The organism is Sorangium sp. So ce281 (genome assembly GCF_051527395.1).
Lineage (GTDB): Bacteria > Myxococcota_A > Polyangia > Polyangiales > Polyangiaceae > Sorangium > Sorangium cellulosum_B.
Genome location: NZ_CP150322.1, coordinates 10,752,049 through 10,768,169, shown reverse-complemented (window position 1 = coordinate 10,768,169; position 16,121 = coordinate 10,752,049). Strand labels below are relative to the sequence as shown.

Annotated in this window: 17 protein-coding genes; 16 read left to right on the top strand and 1 reads right to left on the bottom strand. The window is 67.7% G+C overall.

Annotation, left to right across the window (positions count from 1 at the left end; all coding sequences use genetic code 11):
• Positions 1-312 precede the first annotated feature (312 nt).
• The 6 genes from WMF27_RS41260 to WMF27_RS41235 all read left to right on the top strand — a co-directional run bounded on the left by WMF27_RS41260 (position 313) and on the right by WMF27_RS41235 (position 8,416).
• The gene (locus WMF27_RS41260) at positions 313-507 is read left to right on the top strand and encodes a hypothetical protein (RefSeq protein ID WP_437763411.1); all 195 of its coding nucleotides are present in this window, start codon (positions 313-315) and stop codon (positions 505-507) included.
• Positions 508-747: 240 nt separating this feature from the next.
• Positions 748-3,405 carry a type VI secretion system tip protein TssI/VgrG gene (gene tssI / locus WMF27_RS41255; RefSeq protein ID WP_437763412.1) on the top strand — a complete coding sequence of 886 codons (2,658 nt, stop codon included), beginning with the start codon at positions 748-750 and terminating at the stop codon, positions 3,403-3,405.
• 51 nt (positions 3,406-3,456) lie between these two features.
• On the top strand, positions 3,457-5,139 hold the full coding sequence (locus WMF27_RS41250; RefSeq protein ID WP_437763413.1) for a hypothetical protein: 1,683 nt from the start codon (positions 3,457-3,459) through the stop codon (positions 5,137-5,139).
• 215 nt (positions 5,140-5,354) lie between these two features.
• Positions 5,355-6,155, top strand: coding sequence for a hypothetical protein (locus tag WMF27_RS41245; RefSeq protein ID WP_437943479.1), 801 nt, complete (start codon positions 5,355-5,357; stop codon positions 6,153-6,155).
• Positions 6,156-6,189: 34 nt separating this feature from the next.
• Positions 6,190-6,606: a PAAR domain-containing protein gene (locus WMF27_RS41240; protein WP_437763415.1), complete on the top strand. Its 417-nt coding sequence runs from the start codon at positions 6,190-6,192 to the stop codon at positions 6,604-6,606.
• Between the two features lie 10 nt (positions 6,607-6,616).
• Complete coding sequence (locus WMF27_RS41235) at positions 6,617-8,416, top strand: hypothetical protein (protein ID WP_437763416.1); 1,800 nt, start codon at positions 6,617-6,619, stop codon at positions 8,414-8,416.
• A 376-nt stretch (positions 8,417-8,792) separates the two neighbouring features.
• Here WMF27_RS41235 and WMF27_RS41230 read toward each other — a convergent pair whose 3' ends face one another.
• Positions 8,793-8,924, bottom strand: coding sequence for a hypothetical protein (locus WMF27_RS41230; RefSeq protein WP_437763417.1), 132 nt, complete (start codon positions 8,922-8,924; stop codon positions 8,793-8,795).
• A 565-nt stretch (positions 8,925-9,489) separates the two neighbouring features.
• Between WMF27_RS41230 and WMF27_RS41225 the strand changes: the two genes are divergently transcribed.
• From WMF27_RS41225 to WMF27_RS41180, 10 genes are all read left to right on the top strand, one after another.
• The gene (locus WMF27_RS41225; protein ID WP_437763418.1) at positions 9,490-9,726 is read left to right on the top strand and encodes a hypothetical protein; all 237 of its coding nucleotides are present in this window, start codon (positions 9,490-9,492) and stop codon (positions 9,724-9,726) included.
• Positions 9,727-9,802: 76 nt separating this feature from the next.
• Positions 9,803-10,492, top strand: coding sequence for a magnesium chelatase domain-containing protein (locus WMF27_RS41220; protein ID WP_437763419.1), 690 nt, complete (start codon positions 9,803-9,805; stop codon positions 10,490-10,492).
• Positions 10,446-10,817, top strand: a complete 372-nt coding sequence (locus WMF27_RS41215; RefSeq protein ID WP_437763420.1) for a hypothetical protein — start codon at positions 10,446-10,448, stop codon at positions 10,815-10,817. The genes WMF27_RS41220 and WMF27_RS41215 overlap by 47 nt, the downstream gene beginning before the upstream one ends.
• 81 nt (positions 10,818-10,898) lie before the next feature.
• Positions 10,899-11,387 carry a DUF6884 domain-containing protein gene (locus WMF27_RS41210; protein WP_437763421.1) on the top strand — a complete coding sequence of 163 codons (489 nt, stop codon included), beginning with the start codon at positions 10,899-10,901 and terminating at the stop codon, positions 11,385-11,387.
• Positions 11,384-11,683, top strand: a complete 300-nt coding sequence (locus tag WMF27_RS41205) for a hypothetical protein (RefSeq protein WP_437763422.1) — start codon at positions 11,384-11,386, stop codon at positions 11,681-11,683. The genes WMF27_RS41210 and WMF27_RS41205 overlap by 4 nt, the downstream gene beginning before the upstream one ends.
• Positions 11,680-11,808 (top strand): hypothetical protein, encoded by a 129-nt coding sequence (locus WMF27_RS41200; protein ID WP_437763423.1) that lies wholly within the window; start codon positions 11,680-11,682, stop codon positions 11,806-11,808. The genes WMF27_RS41205 and WMF27_RS41200 overlap by 4 nt, the downstream gene beginning before the upstream one ends.
• A gap of 180 nt (positions 11,809-11,988) precedes the next feature.
• A complete protein-coding gene (locus tag WMF27_RS41195; RefSeq protein ID WP_437763424.1) occupies positions 11,989-12,570 on the top strand; it encodes a DNA sulfur modification protein DndB in 582 nt (193 codons plus the stop codon).
• 66 nt (positions 12,571-12,636) lie between these two features.
• Positions 12,637-12,858 carry a hypothetical protein gene (locus WMF27_RS41190; protein WP_437763425.1) on the top strand — a complete coding sequence of 74 codons (222 nt, stop codon included), beginning with the start codon at positions 12,637-12,639 and terminating at the stop codon, positions 12,856-12,858.
• Between the two features lie 738 nt (positions 12,859-13,596).
• Positions 13,597-14,217, top strand: a complete 621-nt coding sequence (locus WMF27_RS41185; protein ID WP_437763426.1) for an HNH endonuclease — start codon at positions 13,597-13,599, stop codon at positions 14,215-14,217.
• A gap of 185 nt (positions 14,218-14,402) precedes the next feature.
• Complete coding sequence (locus WMF27_RS41180; RefSeq protein WP_437763427.1) at positions 14,403-15,995, top strand: YecA family protein; 1,593 nt, start codon at positions 14,403-14,405, stop codon at positions 15,993-15,995.
• Positions 15,996-16,121 lie beyond the last annotated feature (126 nt).

Genomic DNA, 16,121 nt, shown 5'->3' with positions numbered 1-16,121 from the left:
CCACCACCGCGCGATGGCCCAGGCGCCTGCGGCCAGCAGCAGGAGGTTGATGTCCGCGACCGCTGTCCCGATCCTCTTGCGGTGTCCCAGAAGGTCGTCCTGGCGCGGCCACATTCCGAGCGTGCCGGCGCACGATGACATCCGTGGGCACGCCGCGATGGTGTGCATCCGCCGATTCCTGGGCCAGCACGCCACCGTGGCTTTGGCCGACGGGGACCGCAAGCACGTCGCCTGTACGAGCTAACTGTGACCAATCGCCAATGCGGAGATGCTTGATGTTTGGAAGGCCGGCCTCCGCTCTCGCTTCCCCTGATGAAGCGGACCCCCTCGGCGATGCGCGGCCCGCACCACGAGCCCGAGCTGAGCCGGTGCGTCGCGTATTTCACTGCACTGGCGAGGGCGAAGCCCTCGGCCCAGGAGAGCGAGGTCGCCCATGTCTTCGCTCCGCGGATCGCCAAGAAGCTGGTCCGCAGGAGCGACGATGGCCACGCGTGCCCGTCGTGGTAGCCGGAGCAGTCGGCATCCATGAGCTCGGTCGACGCCTGGCACCGCGCGGAGCTCTTGTGCAGCGACGTGCCCCCGCTCAAGCCGACGTACCCCCCGGCAGAGGGAGGCCGCGCGGCCTCGCCGATGGCATGGCGAAGCGCCGGCACCCTCCTGGCATGCGCAACGCAACGCGAGGCACAAGCGCCGCGCGCCGAACGTGCTCCTTGCAGACAGCATTGCGACTCCTGTTACATTGCGCCCGTGATCAGCGATCCCTTCGAGCTCCACGCCGGGGCGTTCACGCCCGCGGACCTGCGCGTTGTCTCGTTCCGCGGGCGTGAGGCGCTCTCCGAGCTGTTCTCGTTCCAGCTCGTCGTGCAAGCCACCCCTGAGCTTGAGGGCCGCGACGCCGAGCTGCTCGGCAGCCTCGCCGCCTTCGTCCTGCGCGATGGGCGCGGGGCCGAACGCCGCATCGAAGCGCTCGTCGACCAGGTGCGCGCGGATGCCACGTTCATCGCGCGGACCGGCCCGACCTGGCACTTGCGCCTCGTTCCCCCGCTCGCGCTCCTCCGGCGCCGGACTACGAGCCGCATCTTCCAGGACGAGACCGTGCCGCAGATCCTCCAGCACGTCCTTGCCGCGGCCTCCATCCCGGCCGAGCTCCGCCTCTCGCGGACGTACGCGGTCCGCAGCTACTGTGTGCAGTACCGCGAGAGCGATCTCGCGTTCGTGCGGCGGCTCGCTGCCGAGGAGGGGATCGCGTTCTGCTTCGCGAACGCGCCGCCAGGAACCGTGGGAACCCGCGCCCCCGTGATCTTCCTCGACGACCCCGCACACTACCCCGCAGCGTTCGGTATCGAGTCCGGCGCCCTCGTCCTGCGTCCTGAGGAGGGCCTCATGCCGACAGGGCGGGAGATCATCTCCTTCGGTCTGCAGCGATCCATCAAGCCAAGCTCGGTACACCTCAGGGACTATGACTTCCGCCGGCCAAACCTGGTCCTGAGCGAGCGGGTCGGGCCCAAGGCGGGCGGGCCGCCACCGCTCGAGGTGTACCAGCACCACGCTGACTACGACACGCCGGATGTCACATCCGATCGCGCGCGGGTGTTCCTGGAGCAGGCCCAGCGCCGAGCGGTCGTGGGCAACGGCGAAAGCTGGGTACGCGAACTCGCGCCGGGACGTCGCTTCGATCTCAGCGCCGAGGCCTCCCCCGGGGTCGAGGGAGCCTACGCCGTGACCCGTGTCATCCACGAGGGCCATACACCCGAGCTGTCGGGGCGACCCGCGGAGCGCACCTACCGCAACCGGTTCGAGTGCATCCCCGCGACGGCGCTGCTCCGACCGCGGGCGCCCAAACGCAAGCCGAGGCAGGTCCTCGAGACGGCGGTGGTCACCGGGCCGGCAGGGCACGAGGTTCACACCGACGAGCACGCGCGCGTCAAGGTGCAGTTCCACTGGGATCTCGCGGGGCAGCGTAACGAGAAGAGCTCGGCCTGGCTGCGTGTCGCGCAGAGCTGGGCGGGCGCGTCGTTCGGCGCGCAGTTCGTGCCGCGCGTGGGCATGGAGGTGCTGGTCGGCTTTCTCGGCGGGGACACCGACTGCCCGGTCGTGCTCGGGTGCCTGTACAACGCCACGCATCCGCCGCCCTTCCAGCTCTCTGGGGAGAAGCTCAGGAGCGGCCTCCGGACCCAGAGCTCACCAGCTGCCGCCGGCTCCAACGAGCTCAGCTTCGACGATACCGCCGGCGACGAGCAGATCTACGTGCATGCGCAGCGCGACCTCGACGAGCGGATCGAGCGGCGCCGGACGACGCTCATCGGTGAGGACGAACAGACCGACGTGCGCGGCAACCAGCACAATCACGTCGCTGGTGAGCGACGCGAGCGTATCGGAGGAAGCCGGCGGGGCAGCGTCGGCGGCGATCACGAGGAACGGGTTCAAGGCCACCAGACCGTGCGCGTGGACCGCGACCAGACGAACGAGATCGGAGGGAGTCGGCGGCTCGTCGTGGGCGGCGTATCCAAGGAGGTTTTCATGGATGATGCAGCCACGCTCTGCCAGGACACCTACACGCTCCACGTGGAGCGTCAGGCGGCAGTGACCGTCGGCTCTCGCGGTGATTCGTCCCGGAGCGACTTCTACGTGTTCGGCGATCACACGACCGGAGCCGCGGGCAGCCTCGTACTCACGGCGAGCCGCTCGCTCACGCTACAATGTGGCGACAGCATCATCGCCCTCACGCCCGAGGGCGTGAAGATCGGCGGCAACGCGCTCGCGATGGCCGGAGCGAACGGGGCGAGCATCAAGGGCAAGGGCCCGGCGCTCGATCTGGGCGAGGAGGCCGAGCTCGTCGCCAAGAAGATCCGGATCTTCTCCCCGAACGCCTCGCTCGATCTGGACGACGATGCGCACCTGCGCGGCAAGCTGGTCAAGCTCAACTGCGACTCGGCCGACCTGCTCTCCGGCGATGACAACGAGGAGCCGCCGAGGACCCGGCCGCTGCGGCTCAAGTTGTCGGACGTCGCGATGGTGCCGTACGCGGAAAAGACCTATCGCCTCACGGTCGACGGTCACGTCCACGAGGGAACCACGGGCCCGAACGGTGAGCTCGAGCTGGAGGTACCGGAAGCCGCAAGAAGCGCGGTGCTCGTCGTCTGGATCGAGAGCTACCCGGAGGGGCCACGTCAACAGTGGACCCTCAGCCTGCGCGAGAGCGCGCCGGCGGACTCGGTGCCAGGCGCATCGCTCAGGCTGCGCAACCTGGGCTACTACGAGGGGCCGCTCCGGGATGACATGGCCGAGCTACCCGAGGCAGCAGTGCACGCGCTCGTGGAGTTCCAGCGGGACCATGGCGTGGAAGAGACCGGCAAGCTCGACGCCGCGACCGTCGCCAAGCTGAGAGAGGCATATGGCCACTGAGGTCGCGATGCGGACGCGAAGGACGCAAACCAGGTCTTCTCGAGGTGTGTCATGAATTGGTCGGAAGGCGGAGGGGGCGCCGGCGGAGCGAGCGGGGGGAGCGATCCCCGGTTCGACGGTGCCGAGGGCGGACCGCAGGCGTTCAGTTATCAAGATCCTGACCCCCACGAGCCCGAGGCGCCGCCGCCCGAACAGCCGCCGGCCCCTCCTCCCCCGCCTCCGCCCCCGAGCACGTTACCCAAGGACCCGCCGCCGCCCGCTACCGCGGACGTCAGCCCAGGACCGGACAACCACATCTCGCAGGCGGCCGGCACGCCCTTCACGGACGCGCTGCCGAAGTGGGTCCTCGAGATCACGAAAACCGAAGACGTGGGAATCGAGGTCGAGTATCCCAAGGTCGGTAAAGAGCAAGGACCGAAAACCCAGCGGACCATTCGGTTCTACTGGTTCCGGTTCCTCGGCGTTGGCTTCCAGGACATCAGGGAGGTCAAGGGCGTCAATCGGGAGTTGCTGAAGAAGCTCCTACGCGCACAGGAAGATCTGTACCGGCAGTACCGCCAAGAGATGGGGGCCCCGGCGGACGACGCTGACGATCAGAAGAAGTTCAGGAACTGGTGCCGCACGAAGGAGCTCATTGGTGGCCAGGGAAAACGTGGAGGAGGGAACCACCGCGACGGCAGCGCCATCGACATCGAGTATACCGCCTCGCCCTGGGTACCGATCTACGGGGGCAAAGGCTCAACCGGGGAGAGACACAACGGCAGTAATGAGTGGAGCAGGATCAACGTCTGGGAGCCGTGCCTCGATGTGTACAGGCGCGCCGGACTGTTCTGCGATGGCCACGAACTGAAACCGCGCAAGGCGAACGACCCCTCGCGGTCCTACGACAGCTTCAAGGAGACCCACGACGCACTGGTACGTTACCTCGCATATCGCTATCCCAGAGGCGCGCAGGGCGATCTGACGGAGGCATCCGAGGACGAGTTTCTCGCCCGCGTGAAGGCGGAGAAAGACACCGTACTCAGGTCTTGCAAGCTCCTGCTGCGGAGCGACAGCGGTGAGCTCGTCGAGCAGAGCCCCTACGACGGGCAGGGAGGCGTGAACGAAGCGTTTCTTCGCAAGGCCTACGCGGAGATAGAGGCGGATCGCAAGACCATGCGGTACGGCATGGTCATCATGAAGCTCAAGGTCGTGAATAACAAGATCGACGAGGCCGCCACCAACTACAGAGAGCCCTGTCGGGGGTTCTTGATGCTCAAGAAAGAGGTTGTCCTCGCGTTGCTGAAGACCGGCCTTCGATGGGGAGGACAGGACTTCGGGGACATGATGCACTTTGACATGGGCTTCGAGATCATGAATGAGTTCTACGATGTCGCGGTTGCACACTGGGCATCGCAGCGGCTGAGCGCGTTGGGCTCGGAGGACGATCTTGCACTACAGAAGCTGAGGGATGCTTGCACCGCCGTCAAGAGCGCGGCAGAGGCCGCGGGACCGGCGGCGAATGAGGCGAGCCTGGCGGGCAACACGGCCAAGGAGGACGCCTGCCGGGCAGCGGTACGCACCGCCGATGCGGCGCTGAACAAGGTCTCGGCTGCGCGCGAGATCGTGAAGAAGGCGGCTTCAGGTAAGAACGTCTCGGAAGAAAAGAAGCAGAAGGCGCTGGACGCCGCGGACGCTGCGCTTGCAGCAGCCAGGAAGGCCGAAAGCGAGGCCAAACAAGCCGCCGCCTTGTAGATCACGTCGTACGCGCGCATAACAGGTGTGGAGCAAAGAGCATGAGACGTAAGATGGATCGTCCTGTTCTCCTTGGTGGCGTCGTCGCGCTCATCCTCGGCTGCGGACCGGCCGGACTGCCCTCCCGGCATGAGCCGTCCGTCCGGTCTTCTCGTCGTGCTACCGACACGCCAGTGGAGCAGCAAGGGCAATGTCCGCCGCTCGAGCGCGCACGGGTGGCCACCTTTGACTACGACCAGGGGTCGAAGGGGCGGCGCTGGCTCCTGCCTGAGGTTGTCGTGGATGTGGATCTATACAAGGAACTTCCAGAGCAAGATCCCGAGCAAACGCTCGACGAGGCTGGCGCCCGCGCACGCGGAGCGACGTCGACGAACGACCCGGTGTGGATACTGGGAGATGGGGTCCCGCCGTGCCGCATGACCCCGGGACCGTTCCTCCTGCTGCGCGAGGTGGGTGGGGGTGGACCGCGATATGAGCGGGTGGTGAGGGTGCTTGACGGTGCGTGTCCCAAGGAGGGCCGATCAGAGAGGGCAGTGGCTTTCCAGGAGGCCAATCCGCCATCCAGGTGCCACCTGCACAGTCAGCGAAGGATGGAAGAGCTCCCTCCTCCAGATGGGATCATCCCCCCAAAACCCTGCGAGCCGCCGGGGTGTGAGTACAAGAAGCTTGTACGAGGTGGGAGCGTCGGCAGGAGCACGGTGCTCGAGATCACCGCGACGTGGCTCCATCCAACGGAGGAGCATGAATGCTCCTGGGCGCACGATGACTTTTACGGCATCTTTGTTCAATCGACGCCCGGAACGCGCTTCGTCAAGCTCAATGACGTATGGGAACTCTTTGGCGTGCTCGCCGATGACCGAGGGCTCCGTGCCGTGATCGGTGATTCGATGTGGATCATGTCGTTCGTACCCATTGGACCCTCCGGGCAGCCAGAGAAGGTACTCCAGGTGAGGACGCAGCCGGCGCACGATGAGGAGCAGGTGTGGAATTCGCTGGCGCCCTACTGCGGTCCGTGAGCCGGTGGTTGCCGCGAGAGAAGGAGAAGCAAGGATGCCAGCGCATGGGCCGAAGGCGGGCAAGCCCGCGGCAAAGCAAGGGGACAAGGTCGTCGGCATCGACACGCACGTGGTGATGATGCCCTCGCCTGGCGGGCCGGTGCCCACGCCAACGCCGCTGCCGTTCAGCGGCACGTTGAGCGGCGATCTGAGCCGCGACGTGCTGATCGAAGGCAAACCGTCCGCGATCCAGGGCAGCACTGCGGCGAATGCGCCCGCGCATGTACCTCCAGGGGGCACGTTCCAGCGGCCGCCGTCGAATCAGGCTCGGGTCCAGGCGGGCAGCAAGACGGTGCTCATCAACAACAAGCCCGCCGCGCACCTCGGGGATCCGGCGATGACCTGCAGCGACCCGGCCGACGAGCCGAACGGGAGCGTGATCGCCTCCGGGACCGTGCTGGTCGGCGACTAGGGGCCGGGGGATGGCGGCAGCCACGAAGCCCGCAGCAGGGGCGCAGGAAGCGAGCGAAGGGATCTCGCTGGCGCAGTACGCGGCCGTCAGGGCGGCAGTGACGGAGGGATTCCCGCTCGCGGACGTGCTCGCGATCGACGGGCTCATGCCGCGTACATTCGTGCGGGCCGATCTTGCCTGGAAGCAGCGGCTTGCAGCCGAGCCGGAGCTGCTCGCGGCGTACGAGCAGGAGCTGGCACAGGCGGAGGACTGGCTGGATCGAAAGATCGAGCCGCTCGCGAACGACCCGGCCGCCTGGGCGAGCTTCCTTGCTGCCTTCGGGGCGCATCCGGCGCCGTTCGAGCTGCTGCAAGAGAACGACCTGGGCATGAACGACGTCGCGCGGCTCCGCCGCCGATGGGCGCGGCGCGCTGAAGAGGACGCGAAGGTCGGCGAACTTCTCAAGGACCTGCACGCGAAGCCCGGGAAGCTGGGGCCGCTCCGCGTCGACCCCAGGGTGCTGCGTCCGTCGAGGGTGGCCGAGGCGCGGGGATCGGCGAAGACGCCCGCAGATGAGCATTCTGCGGCGGTGCCACTGGGCGAGCCCAGGCTCGGCTTGGCCGAGTACGCTGCGCTCTGCGCGGAGCTGGATGCGCTGCCTCAGCAACGCGAACGGGTGCTGCGGCGCCACGGCCTGGCCGATGAGGAGATGCGGGCCGCGCTGGATCGGCGCTGGCAGGCCGCACTCGAGCGTGACGCGGCGCTGGCGAAGGACCTCGAGCGGCTCCAGGCGCATCACGCGCGTCGGCTGGAGATGCTCCTCGCCCGAGCGCGGGAGGTTGACGGTCTCGAGCGCTCGCCAGCATCTGTCGCCGCCTCGTCCGCGCCTGCCGCCTCGTCCTCCGGGGCGATCGCCGGCCCTGGGGCGCCCCTCATGACCCCGGCGGCGCTGCAAGGCACGGGGCCCCTGCTCGATGTCCCCCGAGGCGCGGTGGTCCCCTTCGTGCCCGTGCAAGGCGAGGTCGTGACCGTTAAGGCCGAGCCGAAGCCTCCTCGCGCCGCGGAGTCGCTCACCGGCACCGCCCCCTTGCCCGACATTCCGCGAGGGCCGGAGCTGCCGTTCCCTCAATCGGGTGCGGCGAAGGTGGTGAAGCGCCCGCCCCCTGTGATCGCGGAAACCGCACCGCTCGCTGACATTCCCCGCGGCCCCGCTCTCCCGTTCACGGCCGGAACATCGGGGGCTCCCGTGCCGTCCACACCGACAGCCCGGCCGCAGCAGCCGCGAGCCCCCCGGGAGGTCGCAGAGACGTCACCGTTGCAGGCTCCCCCTCGCGGCCCGGTGATCCCCTTCGCGGCAGCGGACCCCACGAGGCCTGCCGGAGCTCTGGCAGCATCGAAGCCCGCTCCGGCGGCCGCAGCAGACCTCCGGGAGACGTCGCTGAACCTCGCGATCCCCCGGGAGCTGCTGACGCAAACCGCGTCCACGCCGGCCCCGGTGACCGGAGCAGCCTCCCGGACCGCCAAGGTATCGCCTCGTTCCGCGCCGTCGAGCACGGCCGGGGACGGAGGTACAGCGCCCCCCTCCGAGCCGCTGGAGACGATCCTGCCGCTCGCGCGGTATGCCGCGCTCTGCGCGGAACTGGCCCTGTCCCCCGCCATGGCCGAGTCGATCTTCCAGCGCTACGGCCTGGGTTCCAGCGAGATGCGATCAGCGGTCGATGCGGCCTGGAGGGAGCGGCTCCGAGAGCACCCGGCGGAGTACGCGAGGTGGCAGGACATGTACCAGCGCTACTACGCGCACTTCGCCAGGCGAGGTGCGCCCCCGCGGTGAGCCGTCTCGAGCTCGCAATGCCTGACCGCCGGGAGGGAGGTTCACACAAGCGTCGTCCGCGGACCGTCATGGCTTGCCGACGAGCTGGAGCGAGGTGCGCGCCCCGGTGAATTCGGCGGATGCTGCCGCGAACTTCTGGGCGCTTTGCCCAGAAGTTCGCGATGGACGCCGGATCGTCGGGCGCTTCCTCGAAGATCTGCGCTGCCCAAACCCGGCCGGCTCGGGAGAGCGGATGTCCCCAGGTACCTCCACCAGCCGACGCCCAGGCCCTTCGCGAGGCCCACAGCCCCTGCATGTACGACGAGAGGCGGCTCGAAGCACGAGAGCACGAGACCATCGCCGAACCGACTGGCCGCACGCCGTCAGTCTGCAGGAGCTACCGGCTGCCTCCCGTGGCCCGTGGCCCGGCCCCGTTCACCTTCGCGAGCCGCTTCTCGTGCCGCTCGATCGCCTCGACGATCCTCGCCTTGCGCTCGCGCTCCGTGCGCCAGCGCCGTGGCTCCGGCAAACCGAGCCACCTAGCGAGCCGCTCCAATGCGGCGACGTCCGCACGGAAGAGACTTTCGCGGCTCAGACGGATCACGACGGTGACAGGATAACTCCGCGGCGCTCGCCGCGCCGGCACTTTGCTCCCCGCCCGTCCTGCATCCGCTGCACACCCTGCGCGCTCTCCGCCCTCCGGGCTCAGCCAACCGCGCGGCTCGCCTCGTAAGCCAGCAGGACGGGTGGCCGATCCCCTGCCCTGGTAGCTCGCTCTTGACCAGTTCGCATTATCCCCATGCGAGGGGCGCGACCGTCGCGCCTTTCGCCACCACGAGGCAATGAGCCGCGAAGCACGGGGATAAGAGCTGTGAAGGAGAGCTCCTTCACGGAGGTACTGCACCCATGAGCAACACCAAGTTCTTCATCAAGGCACTGCGCATCACGGCGGCCGTTCTGACGATGATCGCGCAGGTGATCCTCGCCTGCATGGGCTGAAGCCGGTCGCTTCGCGGGCCGATCCCTGAGCCCGCGTTTATCCATCATCCCCCAGTCTTGCCTCACCGCGCCCGCTTGGGCGCACAGGAGTCATCATGTCCAACGTGTCCACTTTCGGCCCTCAGAGCCCCGACGCCGCTGTCCCATACATTATCCGCGTGCTCACCGCGGACGCGACGAAGGAGGGCGCCGCCACGGCCGTCGCCGGCCTGCCTGAGGCGGCCAGCTCGGAGGCAATCTGGCCGTCGTCTTGGTGGAGCGCGTTTCCGGGCTTCGTCCTCGAAGAGACCGCCGCAGAGGCGTTCAAGCGCACGCGGAGCCCTCCCCCGTAAACCACAACCGGAGCAGCAGTCCAAGGCAGTGTGCGGAAGCTTCCGTGCGCCGTTTTGGTTTTTTCGGAGCCGTGACATGAAGCAGTTCAAGAACGCGCCGCGTGCCGACGCGCTTTCGGTGTCACTGAGCGGTCTGGACGCGCATCTCGTTCGCGTCGAGGCTACGATCACACAGCCGCCGGCCGCCTTCGAGATCACCGGCCTCAGCGAAGCGCGCCAGAGGGAGACCCGCGTCCGGGTGCTGGCCGCCCTGCAGGAGCTCAACGTGGATCTCCATCGGTATGGGGCCTCCGTCCGTGCTACGCCGGAGGAGGTCGCCAGGCGCGGAACATTCGACGTGCCGGTGGCCCTGACCATCCTCGCCGCTCTGGGGCAGCTCTCCACCGCGTCGTTGAAGGACACGGTGGTCCTCGGCGAGCTCGCGTTCGGCGGCACGATCCGGCCAGTGCGCGGCGTGCTCCTGGGCCTGCGCCGGGCCATCGCCCACGGCGTCACCCGGGCGATCGTCCCCAAGGGGAATGCCCGGGAGGCCGCCAGCGTGCCCGGGATCCGTGTATTTGTAGCCGACCAGTTGGTCGAGCTCGTGCGCTACGTCCGGGAGGGAGTGCCGCTGGAGAGCGCGGGAGAGCCGCCGCCCTTCCCCATCGCCCAGCGGCTCCGTCGGGCGTGCACGGCTGCAGGTCCGCGGTGGGGCTACTACCCCCCCGTTCGCCATCAGGGTGCTGCTCATCGGCCTCTCCGTCACCCGAGCGGAAAAACGACGTGATCATCCAGGCCATCGACAACGCGAGCGCCGAAACGATCGCGAAGAGAATCCGGCGGCGCCTGCGCGAGCAGAAGCGATGAGACAAGCACTCTTCGTCGCGGGGATCGCGATGAACGTACTGCACATCATCCGTATCGAGACGGCGCCGGGCGGCGCGGTACACCTCATCACGGAAGCGGGTGAACGCATCATCGTCCGACGCAGGGAGGACGATGCTTACAGCACCGCCCGCGTCGTCAGGACAATCGAAGAAGAAGTCGCCGATCGGCATCTGCTCACCGTCGAGGCTCTCCCGCGGCGCGGAGCGGAGCCGGCGCTCTTCTGAAGCATCAACCTGGTGCGCCTGGGGGGCTTCCCTCGGGCGCGCTTCCACACGCGCTGCTCCGCTGCGCGATGGGAGAGGTCCATGTTCACGGAGAAGAAGCCGGGCGCGCCGCGAGTCGCGCTCGTGGGCTGCTCGGCCTCGAAACTGCAGCACTCGGCGCCTGCGCGCGAGCTCTACACCTCGGCGCTCTTCCGGACCGCGTACGACTACGCCGAGAGGACCTGCGACGCGGTGCTCATCGTGTCCGCGTTCTACGGCGCAGTTGCACCGAAGGCGGTGATCGGCCCATATGAACGGAGCCTGCGCCTGTACAACAAGCGCGAGCGCGAGGACTGGGGCGTGCGCACGGTCGGGCAGCTCCTGCCGTCATTCAAGCTCCCGCCCCAGCTCGTGATCCTCGCCGGTACGCTGTACGCCAGCTCGCTCGCGCACGGAGCGCACTGGCACAACCTGCCACGGCCGGAGGAGCCCCTGCGCGGCATCGCCGGCTGCGGACTGCGGGTGAAGTGGCTCAGGGCGAACACCCCGGCCAACCGAACCGACGAGCGGACCTCGGGAGGTGCGCGATGACACCGAGAGCCCGAGCGAAGGAGCTCGCCACATTGGCGGAGCGGGTGCGGCAGCTCGCCGACAGCACGAACAAGTCCGAGGCGCTCCGGTGCACCGGGCCAGTCTCGTGCATCAAGAAAGAGCAGGCGAGGAAGTTCCGGAAGAACCTGCGCCCGCTCTGGACCTACGACACCGATCGGCTCTGCCAGGGCTGCCGGGCGCACTGGTACATCACCATGGCGTCGGTCGAGCTCGACTCGATCGAGGGCGCTGCGGCAGAACGAGCGCGCCCAACCCGCTCGCAGGGAGCGCGATGATCGAGGAAGCCCGGGTCATCGAGTTCGACACGTTCGACAACGCCGTGATGTACGCCCTCGAGCACTGCGAAAGACTCTGGCAGGGGACGACGACGGGCACGTTCTCTGGTTCAACCCGCGCGTAAGCATGTCCGTGATCCCGACCCATGCCCTCTTCAAGGGCTGCGGGTTCGTCGGGTCGTGGCGTGAGGCCATCGAGCGCCGCCATCAAGCGGCTGGCGCTCCACTGATCCGCGCTCCTGGTGGGCTCGAGGAACCTCGGGCCCGCCAGCTGGCGCGACAACTACAACAACGAGAGGTACGCGATGAAGAAGCCGTCGAAGAAGACGACCGGCGTCGCGAGACGCGTACTGCCCGTGGCCGGCGCCGCTGAGGCACCGCAGTCGGCCGGGCTCCCCACGAACGATCAACCGTCCGACCACTGGGTGCTGCCCGCCATCCGTGCCGTCCAGGCCAGACACGAGTACTACGTCGTGCTGGTCAAGCTGCGCGAGCTGCCCCGTCGCTTGGCGCCCATCGCGAAGATGCCGCTTGAGCTTCGGGTGCAGCAGGCGCTGAACATGGCGCGGGTGCCGAGAATCGCGGCTTACATCCTCGGCAACCCGAACGACTACACCCTCTCGTCCCTGGTCGGCGCCGTCGACGAGCTGCCCCGCTTCGAGCCGGTGGCCGACAAGTCGTGCACCGGCAGGCTCTACATCCCTCGCTCGATGCCGGTCACCCTCCTGGATGGCCAACACCGTCGGGCCGCGAGCGAGCAGGCCATCCGCGAGGACAGCGCCAAGATGGGGGGCGGTCTCGGCAGCGAGACGATCTCGGTAGTCTTCGATCTCGGTCGTCTTGTTCGTCGACGGCGGGTTCGCGAAGGCACAGCAGAAGTACGCTGACCTCCACCCTCGCTCTCGCTCCTCTAGGACCACTGGGACGAGTTCGCGAGCCTGGCGAAGGCGGCGGTGCACGAGGTCCCACTCTTCGCCAAGCTCACCGACAGACGCACCGCCCCGACGGCGCCTGCTCCGCTCAAGGTGCTCAAGGACGGCGATTCGCACCCCGTCGTTGCCGAGCTCCAGTACCTGCCGGACTCGCGCGACGCGAGCGTGGTGGAGATCGAGCGGTTCCTCGCCGAGCGCTGGCGCCAGCAGCTTGAAGAGGTTGCGCCGGGCGCCGGACGGTGAAGAGAAGTAGCGATCGATCGGCTCCGCGTCCGTCTCGCACTACCGAGCGCCTGGACGAGCACACCGCGGGGCCGATCTTCTTCTACCTCCGCGCTTGTAGTCTTCGATCTCAGCGGGCAAGCGGCTTATCTCGCGGAAGTAGAACAACGGACCCGAGCACTGCGGAACGCTGCGAGGGAACTACGCCTTGTCCTTCTCCGTGGTAGTTCGCGGTGGGCGCCGTGGACTCGATGACGATCTCCTCGATCTTGGGCAGACCCCGCACAAGAAGCGGGGCATCTTGGCCACCACCTTCGGGAGGCACTCCACCGGCGGGCCCTGAAGGACAACTTCTACGCGAAGATGTTCGGGCTGGCGCCGGTCATGAAGGCGGCGCCGTCAGGTACGTGTGGGTGGGTAACGCTGTCCGAGCCTGAGGCCCTACGCACCGCATTTTTTTGCAGTTAGGACACGGTGTTGAGTAGGGATCCATGGATCGGGTACAGATCACCCATACAGTTGAATTTACATAAAAATATCTACTCAACAGAGACTCCCAATAGAATGATTCCGACCCCTACGGCATCGATCCAGCTCCTCGTCGCTCGACCATCTCCCCCAGCGTTCGAGGCGCATGTCTTCCCGGTCCGTAAGAACACTTACCTCGAAGAACACTTACCTCGCCCCCTGGCGTTGTACTTGCCGTAACTTCCACCGTCCGAAGGCGCGCGGCGGTAGTCAAACTTCAGTGGGACGACCGTGAAGCACAAGAAGCCCAGCCACTACGCCCGGCGATCATCTCCTACTTCGCAGGACGAACGCGCCTCATCCTTTGCGAGATTCAGCAAGCTCGTCCCCGAGGGCGGCGGCGACCAGTGCTGGTATTGGTTGGGAGCGGCGAACGATCGCGGCTACGGCGTCTTCCGGATCGGCCGCCGCATCGTCATGGCCCACCGGCACATGTTCGAGATCGATCACGGCCGCCCTCCCGCCGGGATGGTCCTGCACTCGTGCAGCAAGAAGTCGTGCGTCAACCCGCAGCACTTGTATGAGGGGACGAAGCCCAAGCCGCACGACGCGGACGCATCGCGGCTCGAACAGCTCGATCGCGCTGCTCTTCTCCCGGCCTCGCCGCTGCGCGGCACCTCCGGGGTAAACAACCCGCGGGCTCAGCTCAACGAGGAGCAGGTCCGGAAGATCTGCACGCTGCTCGACCAGGGCGTGAGCCCGAGGATCATCGCCTTCGACTTCGGCGTGGACGCGAAGAGCATCCGGAACATCGACCAGGGCAAGACCTGGCGACATCTTCCAGAAGTAGCGCGGCGCGTGGACATGCCGCGGAGGCGGCGTCGCCGAGCATGGCGGCGGTACGGTCGCTGACGCTCGGGCATGTACCCCCACTCCGGGGGCGAAGGACAATGCCGTCCACCAGCGCGCCCAGGCTAGAAAAACAGGCCGCACCCATCTCCTCGGCTGATCCGTGCTGCACTGGCATCGACGAAGCGGGCGGACTTTGCGTACTCGTCGAGGCGACGTTCTCGGCGAGCTTCACGGAGCACCGTCCCGTGGACTACCTCGACCAGCTCCCGACGGGCGGCGTGCTCGTCGTCATCGGCTCGAGCGCCCGCCTTGAGGTGTCTTGCGTGAGCGGGTGCGAACTACGCGTCGGGCTCCATGTCGGCAGCCAGCGCCGGCAGCCAGCGGCTGGACCTCGGGCGTGCCAGGTCGCGGTGGACGTGGCGGACTTGTCCCTCCCTGTCTGCGCGGGTACCCAGGCCGGCGTGCAACACGCGGAGCACTTCCTGTCACGCCTCGATCGTCTGCCGCGCAACGAGGTGGATCTCGCGCTCGAACTCTACCGCGACCCCGAGCTGCTCCGCACTGTGCTCGACGCCACCACGCTGCCGGAGCGCGTGGAGCGGGTGGCGATCTCGCTCGACGATCCCGTGCAGGGCCCGTTCCTGGTCGTCACGCGCAGCGGTCACTTCGTCACGTGCCTCGGTCGGGGCATGCGGGCCGGAGACCTCCCCGTCGTGAAGCGCGGCGAGCTCGACGCGATCTCCCGGAAGGTCGCCCGGCTCCGCGAGAGGATGGACCTCGCGAAGCAGCTCGGCGGAGAGCGAGGGCACGCGCGCCTGCTGCGACGACTCCTCGTCGCGTCCGACTCGGTGAGCCGGGAGGACTTCCTCGCCGTCGCGGCCTGGGAACCGCTCCTCGGCCCGGTGTTCCTCGACCTCTACCTGGCCATGGGGCGGGAGCTCTCGCTGCAGGGGCCCATGCTCCGGACGCGTCGCAGCCGCCGGGCCCAGGACGAGGAGGTTCTGCACGCGTACTGGAATCTCCTGCACGCCGCGGGGCACATGGCCCTCTTGGGCGCGATCACCGCCGACCGAGAGCAGTACGTGTCGCTCACCGACCAGCACAAGGGAGCGCGGGCCGCGTTCAGCTATCCCCTCACCGGGACGGGCGTCGTCACGTTCATCCTCAAGGGCGCGTGGGCGGCGGCGCGCCTCGGCAAGCTCATGCTGCCCGACTACAAGCGGGCACTCGCGGAGGACGTGAGCTTCTTCGAGCTGCTCGACACGCTGTTCGCGCTCCTCGCGATCGGGACCCGGGCGAAGAACACCCGCGCCGAGATCGTGAAGGCGCTTCACGCGGCACCCAGCACCGCCCGGACGCCGCAGGCCAAGCGGATCCGGGAGGCGATGGGCCGCCAGGTGCAGCTCTGCTGCGAGATCACCGCCCAGCTCCTTGAAGCGCCCGCCGAGGAGCTCGAGGAGGTGGTCCGCCGCATCGGCGAGAGCTACTTCGATCCGGATGCCGAGCGGCTGGATGATCCGATCCAGGAAGAGCTCGTCCGTACGCTGCCGCTGATGTCCTGGACCGATGGAATCACGGACGGGAAGAAGCTGCTGGTATCGCTGCACCTCATCGCAGCCACGGCTCGCGGCACGCCGGAGCAGTTCTACCTGCCGGGCGAGCTCGCTGAGGCGCTACACCAGCCGTGGACACCGGCCAACACGTGGCTGGTGCTCAATCCGCTGCTGAAGGCGGAGCAGGCAGGGCGCAAGCCCGGCGCACACGTGGCGTCGATCGGGCGGCAAGATCCCTGCACTTGCGGCAGCGGACGGAAGTTCAAGAGGTGCTGCGGGAAGTAGGTGCCGCGTGTGACATGCGTCCTCGTGGCGGCGGCGGAGCGGGCTGCACGGGGTGAGGCGGGCACGACCGGGAGATGGACATCGCGCCGAGGAAGAGCGCGCCGTGTCGGCGGCGTTCACGGCACA

Excerpts from the sequence above, each read along its gene's own strand:
- WMF27_RS41260 (WP_437763411.1), top strand. The coding sequence starts at position 313 with ATGAAGCGGACCCCCTCGGCGATGCGCGGCCCGCACCACGAGCCCGAG.
- WMF27_RS41250 (WP_437763413.1), top strand. The coding sequence starts at position 3,457 with ATGAATTGGTCGGAAGGCGGAGGGGGCGCCGGCGGAGCGAGCGGGGGG.
- WMF27_RS41240 (WP_437763415.1), top strand. The coding sequence starts at position 6,190 with ATGCCAGCGCATGGGCCGAAGGCGGGCAAGCCCGCGGCAAAGCAAGGG.
- WMF27_RS41235 (WP_437763416.1), top strand. The coding sequence starts at position 6,617 with ATGGCGGCAGCCACGAAGCCCGCAGCAGGGGCGCAGGAAGCGAGCGAA.
- WMF27_RS41225 (WP_437763418.1), top strand. The coding sequence starts at position 9,490 with ATGTCCAACGTGTCCACTTTCGGCCCTCAGAGCCCCGACGCCGCTGTC.
- WMF27_RS41220 (WP_437763419.1), top strand. The coding sequence starts at position 9,803 with ATGAAGCAGTTCAAGAACGCGCCGCGTGCCGACGCGCTTTCGGTGTCA.
- WMF27_RS41210 (WP_437763421.1), top strand. The coding sequence starts at position 10,899 with ATGTTCACGGAGAAGAAGCCGGGCGCGCCGCGAGTCGCGCTCGTGGGC.
- WMF27_RS41205 (WP_437763422.1), top strand. The coding sequence starts at position 11,384 with ATGACACCGAGAGCCCGAGCGAAGGAGCTCGCCACATTGGCGGAGCGG.
- WMF27_RS41200 (WP_437763423.1), top strand. The coding sequence starts at position 11,680 with ATGATCGAGGAAGCCCGGGTCATCGAGTTCGACACGTTCGACAACGCC.
- WMF27_RS41195 (WP_437763424.1), top strand. The coding sequence starts at position 11,989 with ATGAAGAAGCCGTCGAAGAAGACGACCGGCGTCGCGAGACGCGTACTG.